This is a genomic window from Micromonospora sp. NPDC005215 (assembly GCF_040607915.1).
GTDB lineage: Bacteria > Actinomycetota > Actinomycetes > Mycobacteriales > Micromonosporaceae > Micromonospora.
The window spans coordinates 25,111-44,338 of the sequence record NZ_JBEXHQ010000058.1; the positions used below are offsets into that span (position 1 = coordinate 25,111).

Sequence of the window (19,228 nt, forward strand, 5' to 3'; positions counted from 1 at the left end):
ATCGTGGTTGACCCCCGGTCGGAGGCCGGGGCCCGCTCGGGCAGCGACCGATCCCGGTCGCCGGCGCTCACCGCGTCGGAAAGACGGGACGGCCGGTAGCGGGATGGGACGGGTCCACACCTCCGCCACACATCACGAGGAGTACGCCCGCACATGGCACGTCTAGCCGGCGTGGATCTCCCCCGCGAGAAGCGGATGGAAATCGCGCTCACCTACATCTTCGGGCTCGGTCGCACCCGTGCCCAGGAGACACTCGCCGCCACCGGCATCTCGCCGGACAAGCGCGCTCGGGACCTCACGGACGAGGAGCTCGTGCAGCTCCGCGACCACATCGAGGGCAACTACAAGGTTGAAGGCGACCTGCGCCGCGAGGTCGCCGCTGACATCCGCCGCAAGGTTGAGATCGGCTGCTACGCCGGCATCCGGCACCGCCGGGGCCTGCCAGTGCGTGGCCAGCGGACCAAGACCAATGCACGGACCCGCAAGGGCCCGAAGCGGACCGTCGCCGGCAAGAAGAAGCCCGGCAAGAAGTAAGTAGTTCTTAACCGGATGACGGGGTCGGCCGCCGCCGAGGTGGGCCAGGCCGCAACCCAGTCCGGAAAGTCAACTAGGAGCGCACAGACTTATGCCACCGAAGGCTCGTGCCGGAGCCGCTGTCAAGAAGGTCCGGCGCAAGGAACGCAAGAACGTCGCCCACGGGCAGGCGCACATCAAGAGCACGTTCAACAACACCATCGTGTCCATCACGGACCCGACCGGTGCGGTCATCTCCTGGGCCTCCGCTGGCCAGGTGGGCTTCAAGGGCTCCCGCAAGTCGACTCCGTTCGCCGCGCAGCTGGCCGCCGAGGCTGCCGCGCGTCGCGCCATGGAGCACGGCATGCGCAAGGTCGACGTGTTCGTCAAGGGCCCCGGCTCCGGCCGGGAGACCGCCATCCGTTCGTTGCAGGCCGTGGGCCTCGAGGTCGGGCAGATCGCCGACGTCACCCCGCAGCCGCACAACGGATGCCGTCCGCCCAAGCGTCGCCGGGTCTGAGAGGTAGAGAGAGATGGCTCGTTACACCGGTGCTGACTGCCGCCGTTGCCGGCGGGAGAAGATGAAGCTGTTCCTCAAGGGCAGCAAGTGCGATGGTCCGAAGTGCCCGTTCGAGTCCCGGCCGTTCCCGCCCGGGCAGCACGGCCGCGGCCGCACCAAGGAGACGGAGTACCTGCTCCAGCTCCGCGAGAAGCAGAAGGCCCGCCGCGTCTACGGCGTGCTGGAGAAGCAGTTCCGCGGTTACTACGAGGAAGCCGTTGGCAAGCAGGCGAAGACCGGTGAGGTCCTCCTGCAGATCCTCGAGTCGCGGCTGGACAACGTCGTTTACCGGGCCGGCTACGCCCACTCGCGGGACATGGCCCGCCAGCTGGTCAAGCACGGTCACTTCACGGTGAACGGCAAGAAGGTCGACATCCCGTCGTACCGCGTCAAGGAGCACGACATCATCGAGGTTCGGGGCAAGAGCAAGGAGCTCACCCCGTTCATCGTCGCGCAGGCTCAGGCCGGCTCGAAGACGGTTCCGGCGTGGCTTGAGGCCATCCCGAGCCAGATGAAGGTGCTCGTGCACTCCCTCCCGGCCCGGCAGGTCATCGACACGCAGGTCCAGGAGCAGTTGATCGTCGAGCTCTACTCCAAGTAGTCGGGCTCGTTGCGGTGGCCCGCCCTTCGGGGCGGGCCACCGGAACAGTTTGTGTCGCGGGCGTCAAATAGCGGGCGCCCCGGAAGAGAAGAGAAAAGATGCTCATCAGCCAGCGACCCTCCCTCTCCGAGGAGTCGATCAACGAGACCCGGTCGCGGTTCGCCATCGAGCCGCTCGAGCCGGGCTTCGGCTACACCCTGGGCAACTCGCTGCGGCGCACGCTGCTGTCGTCGATCCCGGGTGCGGCGGTCACCTCGATCAAGATCGACGGCGTGCTGCACGAGTTCACCACGATCCCCGGTGTCAAGGAGGACGTGGTCGAGCTCGTCATGAACATCAAGGAGCTGTGCGTCAGCTCCGAGCACGACGAGCCGGTCAGCATGTACCTGCGCAAGCAGGGCCCGGGCGACGTGACCGCGGGCGACATCCAGCCGCCGGCCGGCGTCTCGGTGCACAACCCGGACCTCAAGCTCGCGACCCTCAACGGCAAGGGCCGGCTCGACATGGAGCTGACCGTCGAGCGGGGCCGGGGCTACGTGACGGCGGCACAGAACAAGCAGTCCGGCGCCGAGATCGGCCGCATCCCGGTCGACTCGATCTACTCGCCGGTGCTGAAGGTGACCTACCGCGTCGAGGCGACCCGTGTCGAGCAGCGCACCGACTTCGACCGGCTGATCATCGACGTCGAGACCAAGCCGTCGATGGGTCCGCGTACCGCGCTGGCCTCCGCCGGTTCGACGCTGGTCGAGCTGTTCGGGCTGGCCCGGGAGCTGGACGAGACCGCCGAGGGCATCGACATCGGGCCGTCCCCGCAGGACGCCCAGCTGGCGGCGGACCTGGCCCTGCCGATCGAGGAGTTGGACCTCACCGTCCGCTCCTACAACTGCCTCAAGCGCGAGGGCATCAACTCCGTTGGTGAGCTCATCGGGCGTACCGAGGCCGACCTCCTCGACATCCGCAACTTCGGTCAGAAGTCGATCGACGAGGTCAAGATGAAGCTCGCCGGGATGGGTCTCGGGCTGAAGGACTCGGCTCCGAACTTCGACCCGGCGCACGTCGTGGACACCTTCGGCGAGGCCGACTACGACACCGACGACTACCGCGAGACCGAGCAGCTCTAGTCCGCGCTGCCGCCACAACTGAGGAGCACCAAAAATGCCCACGCCCACCAAGGGCCCCCGCCTCGGCGGCAGCCCCTCGCACGAGCGGCTGATGCTCGCCAACCTGGCGACCGCGCTGTTCCAGCACGGCAAGATCCAGACCACCGAGACGAAGGCCCGGCGGCTGCGTCCGCTGGCCGAGCAGCTCATCACCAAGGCCAAGCGCGGCGACCTCGCCTCGCGGCGGCGGGTGCTGGGTGTCGTCAAGGACAAGGACGTCGTCTACGCCCTGTTCGACCAGATCGCGCCCCGGTACTCCAACCGCCCCGGCGGTTACACCCGGATCGTGAAGACCGGTCCGCGCAAGGGTGACAACGCGCCGATGGCGATCATCGAGCTGGTGGAAGAGCTTCAGGTCGCCGAGCCGAAGGTGAACAAGAAGACCGTGGCCCGCAAGGCCGCGCAGCAGGACAAGGTCGAGGCCCTGGCCCCGGCCGAGGAGACCCCGCAGTCGGCCTCGGCCGACCAGGACTCCGAGGCGCCGGTGTCGGCGTCCGGTGACAGCGCTGCGGCGCGCGAGGACAGCGACCTCGCGACCGAGGAGAACAAGGCCTGATTTCGGGCGTCGTTTCGGGCCCGGCACCCCTCACGGGGTGCCGGGCTCGATCCGTAACAGGAGGTACGAGGTGGACGAGCGGATCCGGCTGCGGCTGGACGTCTCGTACGACGGCACGAGCTTCTCCGGCTGGGCCGCCCAGCCGACCCGCCGCACCGTCGCGGGTGTGCTCGTCGAGACCCTGGACCTGGTCCTCGGTGCCGGTACTGTCACCGGGCTGACGGTCGCCGGGCGAACCGACGCGGGAGTCCACGCCACCGGGCAGGTCTGCCACCTGGATCTGCCCGTCGACGTGTGGCGGCAGCACGAGGGGCGGCTGCTGCGTCGCCTGGCCCGGCTGCTCCCCACCGACGTGCGCGTACGGGCGATGACCGAGATGCCTGCCGACTTCGACGCCCGGTTCTCGGCGACCTTCCGGCGCTACGAGTACCGGGTCACCGATGCGCCCTTCGGCGCGGAGCCGTTACGCCGGCACGAGGTGCTGGCCTGGCCGAAGCCGCTGGACCTGGCCGCGCTGAATGCCGCCGCGACCGGCCTGGTCGGTGAGCACGACTTCGCCGCGTACTGCCGGCGCAAGGAGAACGCGACCACGTGGCGCGAGGTGACCCGGCTGGACTGGCGCCGCGACCCGGACGGCATCCTGGTCGCGACAGTGCAGGCCGACGCGTTCTGCCAGGCGATGGTGCGCAGCCTGGTGGGGGCGATGCTGGTGGCCGGGGACGGTCGCCGCCCGGTCGAGTGGCCGGGCAGCCTGCTCGCCCGACAGGAGCGCTCCAGCGAGGTGACAGTGGCGCCCGCGCACGGGTTGACCCTGGTCGCCGTCGGCTACCCCGCGGATCCGTCGGAGTACGCCCGCCGGGCCAACCTCACCCGTCGACTGCGGGTTCCGGTCGAGGGCTGACCGCCGACGGTGTGGCGAGGGCTCACTCGCCGGGCAGGTCGCCGTCGCCGCTGCTGGCGGTGGGCTCCGGTGTCGGCTGGGCGGCGGTGCCACCGTCGGCCCGCTGTTGCAGGACGCCCCGGCTGAGGTGCAGCTCGATCATGTCGAACAGGATCTCGCGGACCGTGGTGTCGCCCGCCTTGATCGTCGCCCCGTCCTCGCGGACGACAAGCGCGTACGCCAGGTAGTGACCGCGCACCTGCCAGCCGACCCGGGCGGGGGCGCTGGTCAGCACGCCGGTGCCGTCGCCGTCGCCGGCGGTGAGGCCACGGAACCGGCCCTGCCGCTCGTCGAGGAGTGGGCGGACCCGGTCCCGGGCCCGTTCCGCGCTGACCTTGTCGGTGAGGTTGAACAACCCGGCGGTGACCAGGTGGCCGCCGTCGGGCGTACGCAGTGTGGCTCGGACGACCTGGTTGCAGCCGAGGAGGGTCAGCAGGTCGGCGACCTCGCCGGTGGCGGCGACGGCGCAGCTGCCGCTGGACTGTGTCTTGAGCACCTGGTAGCTCGGCTGGCCGTCGGTGACTTTCAGCTCCTTGCCGGGGAAGAGTTCCTTGGCGGTGAGCGGGGCCTGGTCGGATTCTCGGGAATCGAGGGCCAGCCGTTCCGCCGCGGCGGACGTCGGCGCGGCGTTCGGCTGGTATGTCGGGTCGGCCGTCGGTTGCCCGTCGCGCTCGTCGAGCAGCGCGGCGGCGCCGAGGCCGCAGAGGGCGAGCAGCACCAGGACGGCCGCGCCGCCGATCAGCACCTGCCACAGCCGGCCGCCGCCGCGTCGGGCCCTGGGCTGCGCCGCGGTGGCGGAGGTGTAGACCTGGCTGCGGGGAGCGGCGGGCGGAGTGTCGGCACGGGTCGGTGCTGGCTGCGTCGACGGCAGTGCGAGCTGGTTCGCCCGGGGCAGCGACGGCGTGGGGAAGCGTGACGGAGAGGGCCCGGCCGGCGGGGGCGGACCAGCGCCGAACACCGACAGGTCGGACCCGGGCTCCGGGTACTCCTCGAAAGCGTCCTCATCGGACTCGTACCGATACACCATGTCGCCCAGAGTAGGAGTGATTGTCCCTTTAGGGGGTAATATCGGGGAAATGTGCGCGTGGGTCGCGTCATGGTCGGCCCGGGCCGGTGCGAGAATTGCCGGCGTGACCGGCGACCACTACTTCACCGCTCAGCCCGCCAGCGACGCTCCGCCGCGCGAGGTCGAGTTCTCCGTCGCCGACCGCGACTACCGGCTCGTCTCGGCCGGCGGCGTCTTCTCCGCCAGCCGCCTCGACCCCGGCACCGCCGTACTCCTGCGCAAGGCCGAGCTGCCCGCCGCCGACACCGCCGGTGACCTGCTCGACCTCGGCTGCGGGTTCGGCCCGATCGCCTGCGTGCTGGCCGACCTGGCGCCGGCGAGCACGGTGTGGGCGGTCGACGTCAACGCCCGCGCCCGCGAGCTGACCGCCGCCAACGCGGCCCGGGTCGATGCCGCCGACCGGGTCCGGGTTCGCGCGCCGGACGACGTGCCGGCAGACACCCGGTTCGCCCAGATCTGGTCCAACCCACCCATTCGGATCGGCAAGGACGAGTTGCACGAGCTGCTGCTGCGCTGGCTGCCCCGACTCGCACCCGACGGCGTCGGCTGGCTGGTCGTCGCCCGGCACCTCGGCGGCGACTCGCTGCAACGCTGGATCACCGAACAGGGCTGGCAGGTCGAGCGGTACGCCAGCCAGAAGGGCTTCCGGGTGCTGCGGGTCACCCGGTAATTGGATGTCCCTCCCGCCCCCGCTGGGGCAGGATCCCGGCGTGGGATACGTGGATGTGGCAGCGGTCGGGCACATCCTGCCCGACGGTCGGGAACTCTTCGCCGATGTGTCGTTCCGGGTGGGCGAGGGCAGCAAGGTCGCCCTGGTCGGGCCGAACGGCGCGGGAAAGACGACACTGTTGCGGATGGTCGCCGGTGACCTGCCGGTGCACACCGGCGCGGTCGCCCGGTCCGGCGGTCTGGGCGTGATGCGGCAGTTCATCGGCATGATCGGCGACGAGTCGACGCTCGCCGACCTGGCGTTGTCACTGGCCCCGCCGTCGCTGCGGGACGCCGGCCGCCGGCTCGCCGAGACCGAGGCGGCCATGCGGGCGACCGAGGCCCACGGCAAGTTCAGCAACGCCGCGGCCAAGGCCCAGCTGGCGTACGCCGACGCGCTGGCGGCCTGGGGCGAGGCCGGCGGGTACGACGCCGAGGTGCTCTTCGACACCGTGGCGACCATCGTGCTCGACCGAACCTGGGACGCGGTGCGGGACCGGCCGGTGCGCACCCTCTCCGGAGGTCAGCAGAAGCGCTTCGCGTTGGAGCTGCTGCTGCGCGGCCCCGACGAGGTGCTGCTGCTCGACGAGCCGGACAACTTCCTCGACGTGCCCGGCAAACGCTGGCTGGAGGCACGACTGCGCGAGTCGACGAAGTCGGTGCTCTACGTCTCGCACGACCGGGAGTTGCTGGCCCAGAGCGCCGACCGGGTGGTGGCCGTCGAGGGTGGCAGCGCCTGGGTGCACCCGGGCGGCTTCGCGAGCTGGCACTCCGCGCGGGTGGCCCGGCACGCCCGCCTCGACGAGCTGCGTCGACGCTGGGACGAGGAGCACCAGAAACTGCGCGAGCTGATGCTCATGTACAAGCAGAAAGCCGCGTACAACGACGGGTTGGCCTCGCGCTACCAGGCCGCGCAGACCCGGCTGCGCAAGTTCGAGGAGGCCGGGCCGCCGCCCGTACCCCCGAAGGACCAGGACATCCGGATGCGGCTGAGTGGCGGGCGGACCGGCAAGCGTGCGGTCATCTGCGAGCAGCTGGAGCTCGACGGCCTGACCTACCCCTTCGACCTGGAGATCTGGTACGGCGACCGGGTCGCGGTGCTCGGTGCCAACGGCACCGGCAAGTCGCACTTCCTGCGGCTGCTGGCCCGCGGTGGCACCGACCCCGACCCGGCCAACGGGCCGGTCGACGGGGCCGGCGCGCTCGCGCCGGTGGCCCACGACGGTACGGCCCGGCTGGGCGCCCGGGTCCGCCCCGGGCACTTCTCCCAGACCCACGACCGGCCGGAGCTGATGTCGAAGACGCTTGTCGAGATCCTCTGGCGGGGCGACGAGCACCGCACCGGGATGGACCGGCACGCGGCGATGGGGGTGCTCAGCCGCTACGAGCTGGCCGCACAGGGCGACCAGCGCTTCGGCACGCTCTCCGGTGGTCAGCAGGCCCGCTTCCTGGTGCTGCTGCTGGAGCTGTCCGGCGCGACGCTGCTGCTGCTCGACGAGCCCACCGACAACCTCGACCTGGCCAGCGCGGAGGCGTTGGAGGCGGGCCTGAACGCGTTCGAGGGGACGGTCGTCGCCGTCACCCACGACCGCTGGTTCACCCGCTCCTTTGACCGGTTCGTGCTGTTCCGAGGCGACAGCGAGGTGGTGGAGACCCCGGAGCCGGTCTGGGACGTCGGCTGACCGGTCCTCGACGACGGCGCGCCAGACCGGCATAGGGTGGATCGCGTGACTGACATGACCTATCGCCGGTTGGGCGACTCCGGGCTCGTGGTGTCCGTGGTCGGCATCGGCTGCAACAACTTCGGCCGCAAGCTGGACCTCGACGGCACCCGAGCGGTGGTGGACGCCGCATTGGACGCCGGGATCACCCTGTTCGACACCGCCGACATCTACGGCGAACCGCAGGGCGGCTCCGAGGAGCTGCTCGGGCAGGCCCTCAAGGGTCGCCGCGACGACGTGGTGGTGGCCACCAAGTTCGGCATGGACATGAACGGCCTCAACGGGCCGGACTTCGGGGCCCGCGGTTCGCGGCGCTACATCGCCCGCGCGGTGGAGGCGTCGCTGCGCCGGCTCGGCACCGACCACATCGACCTCTACCAGATGCACGAGCCCGACCCGGGCACCCCGATCGACGAGACCCTGGCCGCCCTGGACGATCTGGTCCGCGACGGCAAGGTGCGTTACCTGGGCAACTCCAACTTCGCCGGCTGGCAGATCGCCGACGCGGACTGGGTCGCCTCGTCCAACGGCCGGGCCCGCTTCATCAGCGCGCAGAACCACTACAGCCTGCTGGAGCGTTCGGTGGAGACCGAGATCATCCCGGCCTGCGAGCGGTTCGGCCTCGGCATGCTGCCGTTCTTCCCGCTCGCCAACGGGCTGCTCACCGGCAAGTACAAGCGCTCGGGTCAGCCGCCGGCCGGCAGCCGGCTCTCCGGCGGTGGCCGGTACGCGGAGCGGCTCGCCGCAGCCGACTGGGACACCATCGAGGCGATCGAGGCGTACGCGGCCGAACGGGGTGTGACCATGCTCCAGGTAGCGATCGGTGGGCTGGCCGCCCAGCCAGCGGTGACCTCGGTGATCGCCGGTGCCACCACGCCCGAGCAGGTGCACGCCAACGCCGCTGCCGGCACCTGGGAGCCCAGCGACGAGGACCTGGCGGCACTGCGCGCCATCCTCTGAGCCGCGATGACACTGCCTCCTGATCAGACGACACCGGGCCGGGCCGCTCGTCGCGGCCCGGCCCGGTTGGTGAAACGCCGGTCGATCAGGTAGTGGTGCGGCGGCGGCCGAACAGCATGGCCACCCCCATCGCCGCGGCGACGAGGACCAGGCCGGCCGCCGCGAACGGCCACCAGCCGCCCGCCCCGCCTCCGTCCGTGGGCCTGGTCACCGCGACCGGCTTCGGTGCCGGCGGAGACTGCGCGGCACGGGCCTGCACCGTGGCGGTGGCCTCGCCCGGCAGTGGAGCGGGGGAGTTCACAGTCACCTTCCACGTACCGGCGGTGAGCACCGGGCCGCTGCTGTAGAAGCCCTGCCCCTCCGGCTGCGGCTCCAACTGCACCGGCCCGACCTTCTGCCCGTCCGGGCCGGTGCCGGTGAGCACCAACCGCACCACCCGGTCCAGCCGCCGGCCATCGGCGTAGGTGGCCTGGATGGTGACCCCCACCGCCCCGTCGCCGGCCACCGTCAGCTTGATCTTTTCGGCCTGGGCGGCCGCCGGGGCAGCGGAGAACAGGGTCAGGGCCAGTCCGGCGAACACGGCGGCCAACACCTTGCGGATAACCGTCACGGACATCTCCTCAACTACGAATGAGGGAGGCCCCTCCCCGACGCCGCAGCGTCGGGAAGGGGCCTCGTCGGATCAGAGCTGGCGACCGGGTGCCAGCCGGGTGGCATCGCCACCGAGCCGCCCGGTGCCCTTGACCGGTTCGCCGTCGTTCGCCTTGACGCCGGCCTTGCTGGCCGCGCCGCCAAGCCGAACGATCATCGCGTCGGTGTCCCGGACCAGGACATCCCGGACCTCCGCCTCAGCCACCAGTGTGGCGTCGGCGGCGAGCGTGCGGAACGCGGTCAACTGCTTGATCGCCTTGTTGTCGTTGCCGGCCGCCTCGGCCTGACGGGCCGCGTCGAGCTTCGCCGTCAACTGCTTGTGCGCCTTGGCCGAGAGCCGACCCGTCGCCTTGAACCGGTCCAGCAGGTTCTGCATGTCCCGGAACGAGGTGGTGACGAAGAACCGTACCGCCGAGGTGGTCTCGTTGCCCGCCTTGTCGGTCGCGGTCACTGTCAACTCGTGCAGGCCGAGCGGCAGCTCGTACATGGCCTGCAAGGTGCCGCTGGCGTACGCCTGGCCGTCCAACTTGCCGACCACTGTCGCGATGCCCGAGGTCGGGTCGACAGCCTGCCAGGACACCCGAACATCCTGGCTGTCTCCGTAGAGCTGGCCGTCGGCGATTCCGGACACGAGCAGCGTCGGCTTGGTGCCGTCGATCTTCAGGATCGCCGACTTGAGCGTCTCGGCGTTGCCCGCCTTGTCGGTGGAGCGGTACAGCAGCTCGTGCTGCCCGTCACCGGTCACCGCGACCGGCGTCGTGTACGGCGTCCACGCGCCACCGTCCAGCGACCACTCCACCGTCTTCACGCCGGAACCGGCGTCGGTCGAGGTCAGCACGACCGGGATCGTCCCGTTGTGCCAGCCGGCGTCGTTCGCCGGAGCGAACGTCGCCGAGGTCACCGGCGCGGTTGCGTCGATCTTGGCCGAGACGGTCTTCGTCTCCTCCACGTTGCCGGCCTTGTCCGTCGAGCGGAACCGAAGCTCGTGCTCGCCGTCTCCGGTGACGACCACCGGAGCGGTGTACGCCGTCCAGGTGGTGGCCCCGTCGAGTTGGTACTCCGTACCGGCGAGCCCGCTACCGCCAGCCTCGTCGGCGCCGGTGAGCGTCACCGTCACCGGCCCGGTGTACCACCCGTCGGTCGGGGTGCCGGAAACCGCCGCCGTGGTGACCGGCGCGGTCTCGTCGGCTACCTCCGTGCTGAGCCGGAAGTAGTCGAACGAGGCGGTCTTCGACGCCGTCTGGTTGGCGCCGAGGGTGAACAGCCCGACCTTCGGGGTGGCCCCCACCGCGCTGTTGGTCAGTGCCTCCAGCGCGGTCCAGGTCGTCCCGTCCGCCGAGTACGACGCGGTGAACGTGTCGCCGGTGCGGGCCAGCCGCAGGTGCCACACCGCATCGGTCAGGTTGGTCACGTCGGGCTGCGGTTGCTGTACCGTCCCGGCGATCTCGCTGCGGAACTCGATCCGCCGCGTCACCGCCGAGCCGGCCTGGTTGTCCGCGATGAAGTCGAACTTCAGGTAGTTGTCGTCGTCCGCCTGCACGAGCAGACCGGCCTGCTGGTACTGCTCGTTCAGCAGGCTGCCGTCGACCTTCGTCTCCAGGGTCCAGTCGCCCGACGGCGCGGTCTGGAGGATGAAGTTCTTCGGCCCGGTGTTGTCGGTGCCGTAGATGTCACCGTTGGGCACGTCGATCCGCAGCGCGCCGTCGGTGACCCGGTAACCGTTCGGGTCCTCCCGGGTGATGGCGTCCCACCGGCACTTGTCCAGCGAGCTGCCGGTGAACTCGTCCGACGGGTCGACCGGGCCGGCCGGGGCGTCCGGCGTGACCTGGAACGAGTCGAACGCGGCGTCGACAACCGGCGCCTCGGTGCCGCCGTTGAGGGCGAAGACCCCGATCCGCGGGTTGGTGATGCCGGCGAGCGCGGCCGAACGGCCGACCGGGGTGAAGGTCTGCCCGTCGCCCGAGGCGGACGCGGTCAGGTTCGTCCCGTCGCTGGTGATCCGCAGGTACACGGTGTCACCGGCAGGTGCGTTGGTGGCATCGGCGGCGTCGTTGCGCGGCGTGGCCGCCGTCTCCCGGATGAACTCCACCCGACGGCTGCCGTTGTAGAGCAGGTCCACCTTGGCGTAGTTGTCGTCGTCGCCGTAGACCAGCAGGCCGGCCTGCTGGTAGTTGGCAGTCACCGGGAGGGTGACCTTGGTGGTCATCTCCCAGGCGCCGGTCGGGGCCGCCTGGAGCACCAGGTTGGTGGCGTCGTTGCGAGCCCCGTAGAGGTCACCGACCCCGGTGGGCAGCCGCAGTGCGCCGCCACTCTGCGAGTAGAGCTGGTTCTCCCGGACCACGCTCGTCCAGCGGGCCTTGTCGAGGCTGTTGCCGTTGAAGTCGTCCGAACGCGCCCCGAGGCAGGACGTGTCCGGAGCGTTCGCCCGCACCGGCACCGTGGCATACGCCTTGGCGCCCTTGCTGTCGGTCACCGTGAGGGTGGCCGTGAAGGTGCCCGGGTTGGTGTAGGTGTGGCTGGCGTCCACTGTGGTCGCCGTGCCGCCGTCACCGAAGTCCCAGGCGTACGTCAGCGGGGTGTCGCCCTCGGCGTCGGTGGCCGTGCCGTCGAAGGCGACGGTGACCGGTGCGGTGCCGGTGGCCGGGGTGGCCGTGGCACTGACCACCGGCGGCGCGTTCTCGGTGACACCGCGGCCGACGAAGTCCATCCAGTTGACGTTGAACAGCGAACCCGTTCCGCCGTTCGGATCGCGGGCAACGAAGTACAGCGAGCCGCTCGCGGCACCGGTGACCGGCGCGCTCACGTCCGTGTACGTCTGCCACGCCCCGGTCGACGGCACGACGGCCGTGGCGACCACCGGTCCGTCAACCGCACCGGCGTGGACCTCGATCCGACCGCCAGCGGCGGCCGAGGCGGCCCGGAACCGGATCTCGGTGATGTTGGTCAGGTCCGCCGGAGCGACCGACCACCAGTCACCGTCCTCGATGAACGCGATGCTCTGGCCGCCACCGGCGGTGTCGGCCCCGGCCTCCCGCTGCACGCCGGCGTCTCCGCCGCCGGTGCTCACCGATGCCCGTCCGGTGGCGGTGAAGTACTCGGCCTGCTTCTGCTTGGGCTGGAGGACCTCGATCTGCCGGCCGGTGAGCGCGCCGGCGCCGCCGGCACCACCCTCGTCGGTGTAGGTGGCCTCGAAGACCGCGAAGACGTTCGCCTCGGCGCCGTGCCCGGAGGCGAGCGACGTCTGGACGGTGCCGGTGCAGCCGGTGTGCTGCTCCAGCGGGTGGGCGTGCTCGTCGTGACCGAGCAGCACCTGGAGGTTCACCTTGGCGCAGTCGATCTGCCCGTCCTCCGGGTCGGTCACCTTGACCGTGTAACGGACCTGGTCACCCCAGTTGAAGAAGCCACCGTCCGGCGGGAACTCGATGGTCACCGTCGGTGCGGTGTTGCCCACGGTGACCGGCACGTTGGCCACCGCGGTACGGCCCTTCGGGTTGGTCACGGTGAGCTGGGCGGTGTAGTTGCCCGCCGTCGCGTAGGTGTGCGTCGGGTTCGCCTCGGTGGAGGTCTGCCCGTCGCCGAAGGCCCAGGCGTAGGTGAGCGCGCCACCGTCCGGGTCCCGGGAGCCGGCGCTGGAGAAGGTGACGGTCAACGGTGCCGGCCCCGAGGTGGGGTTGGCGGACGCCGCCGCGATCGGCGCGCGGTCACCGGCGGTGTAGTCGATCCGGTAGATGCCGGAGTTGTCGTTGTTGCCGCCGAAGCCGCTGCCCCACTCGATCAGGTACAACGCGCCGTCCGGGCCGAACTCGAAGTCCATCGGCCGGATCATGCTCATGCCGGTGAGCAACTGGTTGATGTCCACAAGCGACTTGCCGTCGGCGGTCACCTGCATCGTGTACATCTTGTTCTGGTTCCACTCGCCGAGCAGCGCCTTGCCGTCGTAGTACGCCGGCCACTTGCGGGTGGAGTTGAGGTTGGCGTCGTACCGGTAGGCCGGGCCGCCCATCGGCGCGCCACCGCCACCGATCTCCGGGTACCGCGCGTCACCGGCGTAGCCGTAGTCGACGGTGGCCGGGACGACCGGTGGGAGGTTGGTCAGGCCGGTGTTGTTTGGCGAGTTGTTGACCGGCGCGGCGCAGTCGAACTTCGCGCCGCTCGGGCCGGACGGGAACGTGTAGTCGTTGTACGCCTCGTTCGTTCCCGTGCAGTACGGCCAGCCGTAGTTGCCCGGGGTCACGATGTTCCACTCGACAAGGCCCCGCGGGCCCCGGTTCGGGTTGTCAGTGTTGGCGTCCGGTCCGTAGTCCCCGACGAAGAGCGTGTCGGTCTTCGGGTCGGTGCCGATCCGGAACGGGTTGCGGAAGCCCATCGCGTAGATCTCGGGACGGGTCTTCTCGGTGCCCGGCGCGAACAGGTTGCCCGTCGGAACGGTGTACGTCCCGTTGTCCTCCGGGTGGATCCGGATCACCTTGCCGCGCAGGTCGTTGGTGTTCGCCGAGGTGCGCTGCGAGTCGTAGTCCTGGCGGCCCGCCCGCTCGTCGAGCGGCGCGTACGAGTTCGACTCGAACGGGTTGGTGTTGTCACCGGTGGCCAGGTAGAGGTTGCCGGCGCTGTCGAAGGTCATGCTGCCACCGGCGTGGCAGCACGTGTTGCGCTGCGTGTCGACCCGCAGGACCTGCTTCTCGCTGGCCGGGTCGATGGTGTCGCCGGTCACAGTGAAGCGGGAGAGCAGGTTGCGAGTGACGTTGTCGTTCGGGGCGTAGTAGAGATACACCCACTTGTTGGTGGCGAAGTCCGGGTCGAGCCGGATGCCGATCAGACCGTCCTCGTTGCCGGTGAAGACGTCCAGGTCGACGGCGGTGACGGTGCTGCCGGTGTCCGGCTTGATGATCTGCACCCGGCCGTCGCGCTCGATGTAGAAGACCCGCCCGTCTCCGGCGATGTCCAGCTCCATCGGGTTGCTGGTGTTGCTGTCCAGCGAGACCTTCTCGAAGTTCGAGGTCTTGGAGGCGCCGCAGTCGGCGTCCGCGACACCGGCCGCGGTCCGGATGCCGCCGAGCAGGTGGGACAGGAACTCGGGCTCGGCGTACGACTCCCGGGTGTGCCCACCGCCGGTGTACCAGGAGCGGCCACCGTCGAAGTCCTGACACCAGGAGGTCGGGTGGTCGGCGCCCATCGCGCCCGCGCCCGGGGTGTAGCTCTTCTCGTCCAGGCTGGCCAGCACGTGCACGTCCGGCCGCGGGTTGGTCTGGAAGTTGTACCACTCGTCGAACCGGGACCAGCGGTCCGGCAGTTCGGCCGTGGACGGGTGGGCGTGATCCTCCACCTTGACCGTGGCCTGCTGGTTCTGCGGGTGGTTGGCGAAGTACGCGCCGACCAGGTCGCCGTACCAGGCCCAGCTGTACTCGGTGTCCGACGCGGCGTGGATGCCGACGTAACCGCCGCCGGCCTTCACGTAGCGCTCGAACGCCGCCTGCTGCTCGGCGTTGAGGACGTCACCGGTGGTGGAGAGCCAGATCACGGCCTTGTACTTCGCCAGGTTGGCGTCGCTGAATGCGGCGCCGTCCTCGGAAGTGTCCACTGTGAATCCGTTGCTGGCGCCGAGCTGTTGGATGGCGGCGACACCGGTGGGGATGGAGTCGTGCCGGAAGCCGGCGGTCTTGGAGAAGACCAGGACCGAGAAGGGATCGTCGGCGGCCTTTCGGGGCGCCTTCGGCGCCACCTGGGTGACCGGGGTTCCGGCCGCCGCCTCCCGCGGGGGGACCTGTGCGGCGGCCGGCGCGGCTTGCGCGGGCGTGCCGAACAGGGTCGTCGAGGCGAGGGCCAGGGAGATGAGGGTTGCGGTGATGGGTACGCGGGCACGACGAGAACGGGACACGCCGCCTCCTGTGTCGTAGTGACAGAGCTCGGGGGAGTCGGCTCGCCGAAGGCCGTCCCTGATGGAGCCGGTGGTCACACCGTGCCAGGGTGCCCCCACCGACATTTTGTCGAATCGCTGAACAAATTAATTCGGCTGGTTCAATGTCCGGCAAGATGCCGGCGGGTAACGGTTCTGCAACGGCAGGCGACATTCCGAACAGGACCGTATGAACCGCCCCACAGATCTAGCTCGATTCGGTGCGTTCCGGCCCGACGGTCACCGCCGAATCTCGCCTTGGCAGACCGGCGGATCTGTCGTACGGTGACACGCAAGTAACCCACGGGAGCCCGGTGTACCGGGCTGAGAGGGGGGCTGACAGCCCCCGACCGTCGAACCTGATCCGGATAATGCCGGCGCAGGGAGGAGCGTTGCCGTGCCGTCCCTGGGGCGACTGCATCTGATCACCGACACCCGACCCGGTCGGGACCCGCTCACAGTGGTCCGGGCCGCCCTCACGGTGGCCCGCGCCGACCTGGTGGTGCAGGTCCGGGTCGAGGACTCCGCCACCGACCGCGAGGCGTACGACCTGGCCCGGCGGGTGCTGGCGCTCTGCGTGTCGTACGACGCGACCTGCCTGGTCAACGACCGGCTGCACGTGGCGCTGGCGGTGGGCGCGGCCGGCGGGCACATCGGAGCGGACGACCTGCCGGTCGCCGCCGCCCGTCGGGTGCTCGGCCCCACCGGTGTGCTGGGAGCCACCGCCCGCGCGCCGGAGACAGCGACCGAGGCCGTCGCGGCGGGAGCCAACTACCTGGGCGTCGGCCCATGCCACCCCACCAGCACCAAGCCCGGCCTGCCGGACCCGATCGGACCGGCCGGCGTCCGCGCTGTCGTCGACGCCGTCGACGTGCCGGTCATCGCGATCGGCGGCGTGACCGCCGCCCGGGTGCCGGAGCTGCGGGCCGCCGGGGCGTACGGGGTGGCGGTGGTCGGTGCGGTGTCCGCCGCCGCCGACCCGGCGCAGGCGACCGCCACGCTGATCCAGGCCCTGACGTGCTGACCGACCGGTCCCCGTCGATCGACCGGCCCCGGCCGGACGTGGCGGTGGTCGGTGCGGGACCGATCGGGCTGGCGATCGCCTGGCGCTGCGCCGCCCGGGGGCTGCGGGTGGTGGTGCACGATCCGGCACCCGGCTCGGGGGCGTCGGCGGTGGCCGCCGGCATGCTCGCCCCGGTCGCCGAGGCGTACTTCGGTGAGCGGCAGCTGACCGAGCTGTTGTTGGCGTCCGCCGCCCGCTGGCCCACGTTCGCCGACGAGCTGGCCGAAGCGACAGGCGTCGACATCGGTTACCGGACCGAGGGCACCCTGCTTGTCGGGTTGACCGGCGACGACCTGGCCGAGGCGCGTCGGCTCTGGGCGTACCAGCAGGGGTTGGGCCTGCCGGTGACCCCGCTGCGCCCCAGCGAGCTGCGCGACCGCGAGCCGGCGCTCGCCCCGCGGGTGCGTGGCGGCGCGCTCGCGCCCACCGACCACCAGGTCGATCCTCGACTGCTGGTGCCGGCGCTGCGCACTGCCGCGCAGCGGGCCGGCGCGGTGCTGGTGCCGCAGGCGGTCGCGCGCCTGTCCGATGTGGACGCGCACGTCACAGTCGTCGCCGCCGGCTGCGGGGCCGCCACACTCACCGGCCTGCCCGTGCGGCCGGTGAAGGGCCAGATCCTCCGGCTCCGCGCGCCCGACGGCGGCTCGCCGGGCTTCCGGCACGTGATCCGGGGGTACGCCGACGGCGAGCACGTCTACCTGGTGCCCCGAGCCGACGGCGAGGTCGTGCTCGGCGCGACGGTCGAGGAACGGTCGGACACCACTGTCACCGCCGGTGCCGTGCAGCGTCTGCTCCGCGCCGGCGTGGACCTGCTGCCCGAGCTGGCCGAGTACGACCTGGTCGAGGCGGTCGCCGGGCTGCGCCCAGGAACCCCGGACAACGCACCGATCCTCGGACCGCTGCCGGGCCGGCCGGACGTGCTGGCCGCCACCGGTCACCACCGGCACGGCATCGTGCTCACCCCGATCACCGCCGACCTGATCGCGGACCTGGTGTGCACCGGCGGACCCGATCCGCTGCTCGCGCCCTTCCGACCGGACCGGTTCGCCGGCGCGGCGGCCGGCGGCGAGCCCGAACCGACGACGAAGGGGGACCTGTGGAGTTGACGGTGAACGGGGCCGGACGAAGCGTCCCGGGTGAGGTGTCGGTGGCCGACCTGGTCCGGGCCGTCGCCCCGCAACCGCGCGGGGTGGCCGTCGCGGTCAACGGCGAGGTGGTGCCCCGGGCGGGCTGGGCGACCACCGCGCTGCGCGACGGTGACCGCGTCGAGGTGCTCACCGCGGCGCAGGGCGGGTGAGCGGCGTGTCGTTCGAGCTGGGTGGGGAGACGTTCACCTCGCGGCTGATCCTCGGCACCGGTGGTGCCGCCAATCTGCACGTACTGGAACAGGCGATCCGGGCGTCCGGCACCGAGCTTGTCACAGTGGCCCTGCGCCGGGTGGACACCGCCCCGGGCACGGCTGGCGGGCTGCTGGACCTGCTGGACCGCTGCGGGGTACGGCTGCTGCCCAACACCGCCGGCTGCCACACCGCGACCGAGGCGGTGAAGGTGGCCCGGCTGGCCCGGGACGCGTTCGACACCGACTGGGTCAAGCTGGAGGTGATCGGCGACGAGCGGACCCTGCTGCCCGACGGGGTGGAGTTGCTCCGCGCCGCCGAGGAACTGGTCGCCGACGGCTTCACCGTGCTGCCGTACACAAGCGACGACCCGGTGCTCGCCCGCCGACTCGCCGACGTGGGCTGTGCCGCGGTGATGCCGGCCGGCTCCCCGATCGGTTCGGGGCTCGGCATCGGCAACCCGCACCACATCCGGCTCATCCGGCAGGGCGTCGACGTGCCGGTGATCCTCGACGCCGGCATCGGCACCGCCTCCGACGCGGCCCTGGCCATGGAGCTGGGCTGCGACGGGGTGCTGCTGGCCAGCGCGGTTACCCGGGCCGCGGACCCGGTGGCGATGGCCACCGCGATGCGGTACGCGGTCGAGGCGGGCCGGCTCGCGGCCGGCGCCGGCCGGATCGCCCGGCGCTTCCACGCGCTCGCATCCACTCCCGACGAGGGGAGACCGGAACTGTGACGCCGCCGTCCGGTGTTGTCGTGTTGACCGACCGGCTTGTCGCGCGCGGCGCGCTCGACCAGGTCGTGGCGGGGGTGGTGGCCGGGGGAGTGCGCTGGGTGGTGCTGCGGGAGAAGGACCTGCCCCGCGTCGAGCGCGCCGCCCTCGCCGCCGACCTGCGCGCGATCCTCGCCGACGTCGGCGGAACCCTCATCGTGGCCGGCCCCGACCCGCTCGGCGGCGACGCCGTCCACCTGCCCGCCGCCGGCCCGTACCCGCCGCCGACCCACGGCTTGGTCGGCCGCTCCTGCCACCACCAGACCGAGCTGAACCACCTGACCACCGAGCACTACGCCACCCTCTCCCCGGTCTGGCCGACGAAGACCAAACCGGGTTACGGCCCGGCGCTGGGGGTCGCGGGGCTGCGCAGTTTGATCGAGGTGAGCCCGGTGCCCGTGCTGGCCCTGGGCGGGGTTGAGACCCCGGAACAGGTAACCGCCTGCGTCCACGCAGGAGCCGCCGGAGTAGCCGTACTGGGCTCCCTCATGCGAGCCGAAGACCCGCATGCGGCAGCCGCCGCCCTCATCAGCGCCTATGCCGAGGCGGTCACCCCTGAGATTCCTCAAGCCGGCGGGAAGTCAGCCAGGTCCCCACGCACGGGGCTGCGGCCGACCGTGCCCACGCAGGGATCAAGCCTGACCGCCCGGAGTGGGCATCCCGACCGACGCGGAGATTCCCACCAGGGCCGCCGGCACCTTCACCACCGCCGCCGGCAACGGTCGCGT

16 protein-coding genes, 1 pseudogene and 1 riboswitch are annotated in these 19,228 nt (G+C 71.1%); of the genes and pseudogenes, 14 read left to right on the forward strand and 3 right to left on the reverse strand.

Features of this window, described 5'->3' with window-relative positions; all coding sequences use genetic code 11:
* The first annotated feature begins 153 nt into the window (after nt 1–153).
* From rpsM to truA, 6 genes are all read left to right on the forward strand, one after another.
* Complete coding sequence (gene rpsM / locus ABZU25_RS30260; protein ID WP_355032750.1) at nt 154–534, forward strand: 30S ribosomal protein S13; 381 nt, start codon at nt 154–156, stop codon at nt 532–534.
* A gap of 91 nt (nt 535–625) precedes the next feature.
* Complete coding sequence (gene rpsK, locus ABZU25_RS30265) at nt 626–1,033, forward strand: 30S ribosomal protein S11 (RefSeq protein WP_030329919.1); 408 nt, start codon at nt 626–628, stop codon at nt 1,031–1,033.
* Between the two features lie 13 nt (nt 1,034–1,046).
* Complete coding sequence (rpsD, locus tag ABZU25_RS30270; protein WP_030489600.1) at nt 1,047–1,673, forward strand: 30S ribosomal protein S4; 627 nt, start codon at nt 1,047–1,049, stop codon at nt 1,671–1,673.
* A 98-nt stretch (nt 1,674–1,771) separates the two neighbouring features.
* Nucleotides 1,772–2,794 carry a DNA-directed RNA polymerase subunit alpha gene (locus ABZU25_RS30275; RefSeq protein WP_007465227.1) on the forward strand — a complete coding sequence of 341 codons (1,023 nt, stop codon included), beginning with the start codon at nt 1,772–1,774 and terminating at the stop codon, nt 2,792–2,794.
* A 34-nt stretch (nt 2,795–2,828) separates the two neighbouring features.
* Nucleotides 2,829–3,389 carry a 50S ribosomal protein L17 gene (rplQ, locus tag ABZU25_RS30280; RefSeq protein WP_355032751.1) on the forward strand — a complete coding sequence of 187 codons (561 nt, stop codon included), beginning with the start codon at nt 2,829–2,831 and terminating at the stop codon, nt 3,387–3,389.
* Nucleotides 3,390–3,459: 70 nt separating this feature from the next.
* On the forward strand, nt 3,460–4,290 hold the full coding sequence (gene truA / locus ABZU25_RS30285; RefSeq protein ID WP_355032752.1) for a tRNA pseudouridine(38-40) synthase TruA: 831 nt from the start codon (nt 3,460–3,462) through the stop codon (nt 4,288–4,290).
* Nucleotides 4,291–4,312: 22 nt separating this feature from the next.
* Here the strand turns inward: truA and ABZU25_RS30290 are convergent, their stop codons facing one another.
* Nucleotides 4,313–5,356, reverse strand: coding sequence for a hypothetical protein (locus tag ABZU25_RS30290; RefSeq protein WP_355032753.1), 1,044 nt, complete (start codon nt 5,354–5,356; stop codon nt 4,313–4,315).
* A gap of 103 nt (nt 5,357–5,459) precedes the next feature.
* Between ABZU25_RS30290 and ABZU25_RS30295 the strand changes: the two genes are divergently transcribed.
* The 3 genes from ABZU25_RS30295 to ABZU25_RS30305 are packed head-to-tail and all read left to right on the forward strand — an operon-like array spanning nt 5,460 to nt 8,784.
* Nucleotides 5,460–6,065, forward strand: coding sequence for a methyltransferase (locus tag ABZU25_RS30295; protein ID WP_355032754.1), 606 nt, complete (start codon nt 5,460–5,462; stop codon nt 6,063–6,065).
* A gap of 40 nt (nt 6,066–6,105) precedes the next feature.
* Entirely contained in the window at nt 6,106–7,785 is a 1,680-nt protein-coding gene (locus tag ABZU25_RS30300; RefSeq protein ID WP_355032755.1) for an ATP-binding cassette domain-containing protein, read from the forward strand.
* Nucleotides 7,786–7,821: 36 nt separating this feature from the next.
* Nucleotides 7,822–8,784, forward strand: a complete 963-nt coding sequence (locus ABZU25_RS30305) for an aldo/keto reductase (RefSeq protein ID WP_355032756.1) — start codon at nt 7,822–7,824, stop codon at nt 8,782–8,784.
* Between the two features lie 85 nt (nt 8,785–8,869).
* Here the strand turns inward: ABZU25_RS30305 and ABZU25_RS30310 are convergent, their stop codons facing one another.
* Together ABZU25_RS30310 and ABZU25_RS30315 are read right to left on the reverse strand one after the other, a co-directional pair.
* Nucleotides 8,870–9,394: a hypothetical protein gene (locus tag ABZU25_RS30310; RefSeq protein WP_355032757.1), complete on the reverse strand. Its 525-nt coding sequence runs from the start codon at nt 9,392–9,394 to the stop codon at nt 8,870–8,872.
* 72 nt (nt 9,395–9,466) lie between these two features.
* Nucleotides 9,467–15,310 carry a ThuA domain-containing protein gene (locus tag ABZU25_RS30315; protein WP_355032758.1) on the reverse strand — a complete coding sequence of 1,948 codons (5,844 nt, stop codon included), beginning with the start codon at nt 15,308–15,310 and terminating at the stop codon, nt 9,467–9,469.
* Between the two features lie 311 nt (nt 15,311–15,621).
* Nucleotides 15,622–15,731, forward strand: a riboswitch (TPP riboswitch).
* Between ABZU25_RS30315 and thiE the strand changes: the two genes are divergently transcribed.
* From thiE to ABZU25_RS30340, 5 genes and pseudogenes are all read left to right on the forward strand, one after another.
* Nucleotides 15,726–16,352 carry a thiamine phosphate synthase gene (thiE, locus tag ABZU25_RS30320; protein ID WP_355032759.1) on the forward strand — a complete coding sequence of 209 codons (627 nt, stop codon included), beginning with the start codon at nt 15,726–15,728 and terminating at the stop codon, nt 16,350–16,352. It overlaps the preceding riboswitch by 6 nt.
* A complete protein-coding gene (thiO, locus tag ABZU25_RS30325; RefSeq protein ID WP_355032760.1) occupies nt 16,346–17,497 on the forward strand; it encodes a glycine oxidase ThiO in 1,152 nt (383 codons plus the stop codon). Before thiE ends, thiO begins: the two co-directional genes overlap by 7 nt.
* Nucleotides 17,488–17,688: a sulfur carrier protein ThiS gene (gene thiS, locus ABZU25_RS30330; protein WP_355032761.1), complete on the forward strand. Its 201-nt coding sequence runs from the start codon at nt 17,488–17,490 to the stop codon at nt 17,686–17,688. The genes thiO and thiS overlap by 10 nt, the downstream gene beginning before the upstream one ends.
* Nucleotides 17,685–18,464 (forward strand): thiazole synthase, encoded by a 780-nt coding sequence (locus tag ABZU25_RS30335; protein ID WP_355032762.1) that lies wholly within the window; start codon nt 17,685–17,687, stop codon nt 18,462–18,464. The genes thiS and ABZU25_RS30335 overlap by 4 nt, the downstream gene beginning before the upstream one ends.
* Nucleotides 18,461–19,039, forward strand: a pseudogene (locus tag ABZU25_RS30340) (thiamine phosphate synthase); the annotation flags it as partial. The gene ABZU25_RS30335 and the pseudogene ABZU25_RS30340, both read left to right, overlap by 4 nt.
* Between the last annotated feature and the right edge of the window lie 189 nt (nt 19,040–19,228).

What these genes read in the sequence shown, in the direction of transcription:
- rpsM (WP_355032750.1), top strand. Translation starts at nt 154, where the DNA reads ATGGCACGTCTAGCCGGCGTGGATCTCCCCCGCGAGAAGCGGATGGAA.
- rpsK (WP_030329919.1), top strand. Translation starts at nt 626, where the DNA reads ATGCCACCGAAGGCTCGTGCCGGAGCCGCTGTCAAGAAGGTCCGGCGC.
- rpsD (WP_030489600.1), top strand. Translation starts at nt 1,047, where the DNA reads ATGGCTCGTTACACCGGTGCTGACTGCCGCCGTTGCCGGCGGGAGAAG.
- ABZU25_RS30290 (WP_355032753.1), bottom strand. Translation starts at nt 5,356, where the DNA reads ATGGTGTATCGGTACGAGTCCGATGAGGACGCTTTCGAGGAGTACCCG.
- rplQ (WP_355032751.1), top strand. Translation starts at nt 2,829, where the DNA reads ATGCCCACGCCCACCAAGGGCCCCCGCCTCGGCGGCAGCCCCTCGCAC.
- ABZU25_RS30275 (WP_007465227.1), top strand. Translation starts at nt 1,772, where the DNA reads ATGCTCATCAGCCAGCGACCCTCCCTCTCCGAGGAGTCGATCAACGAG.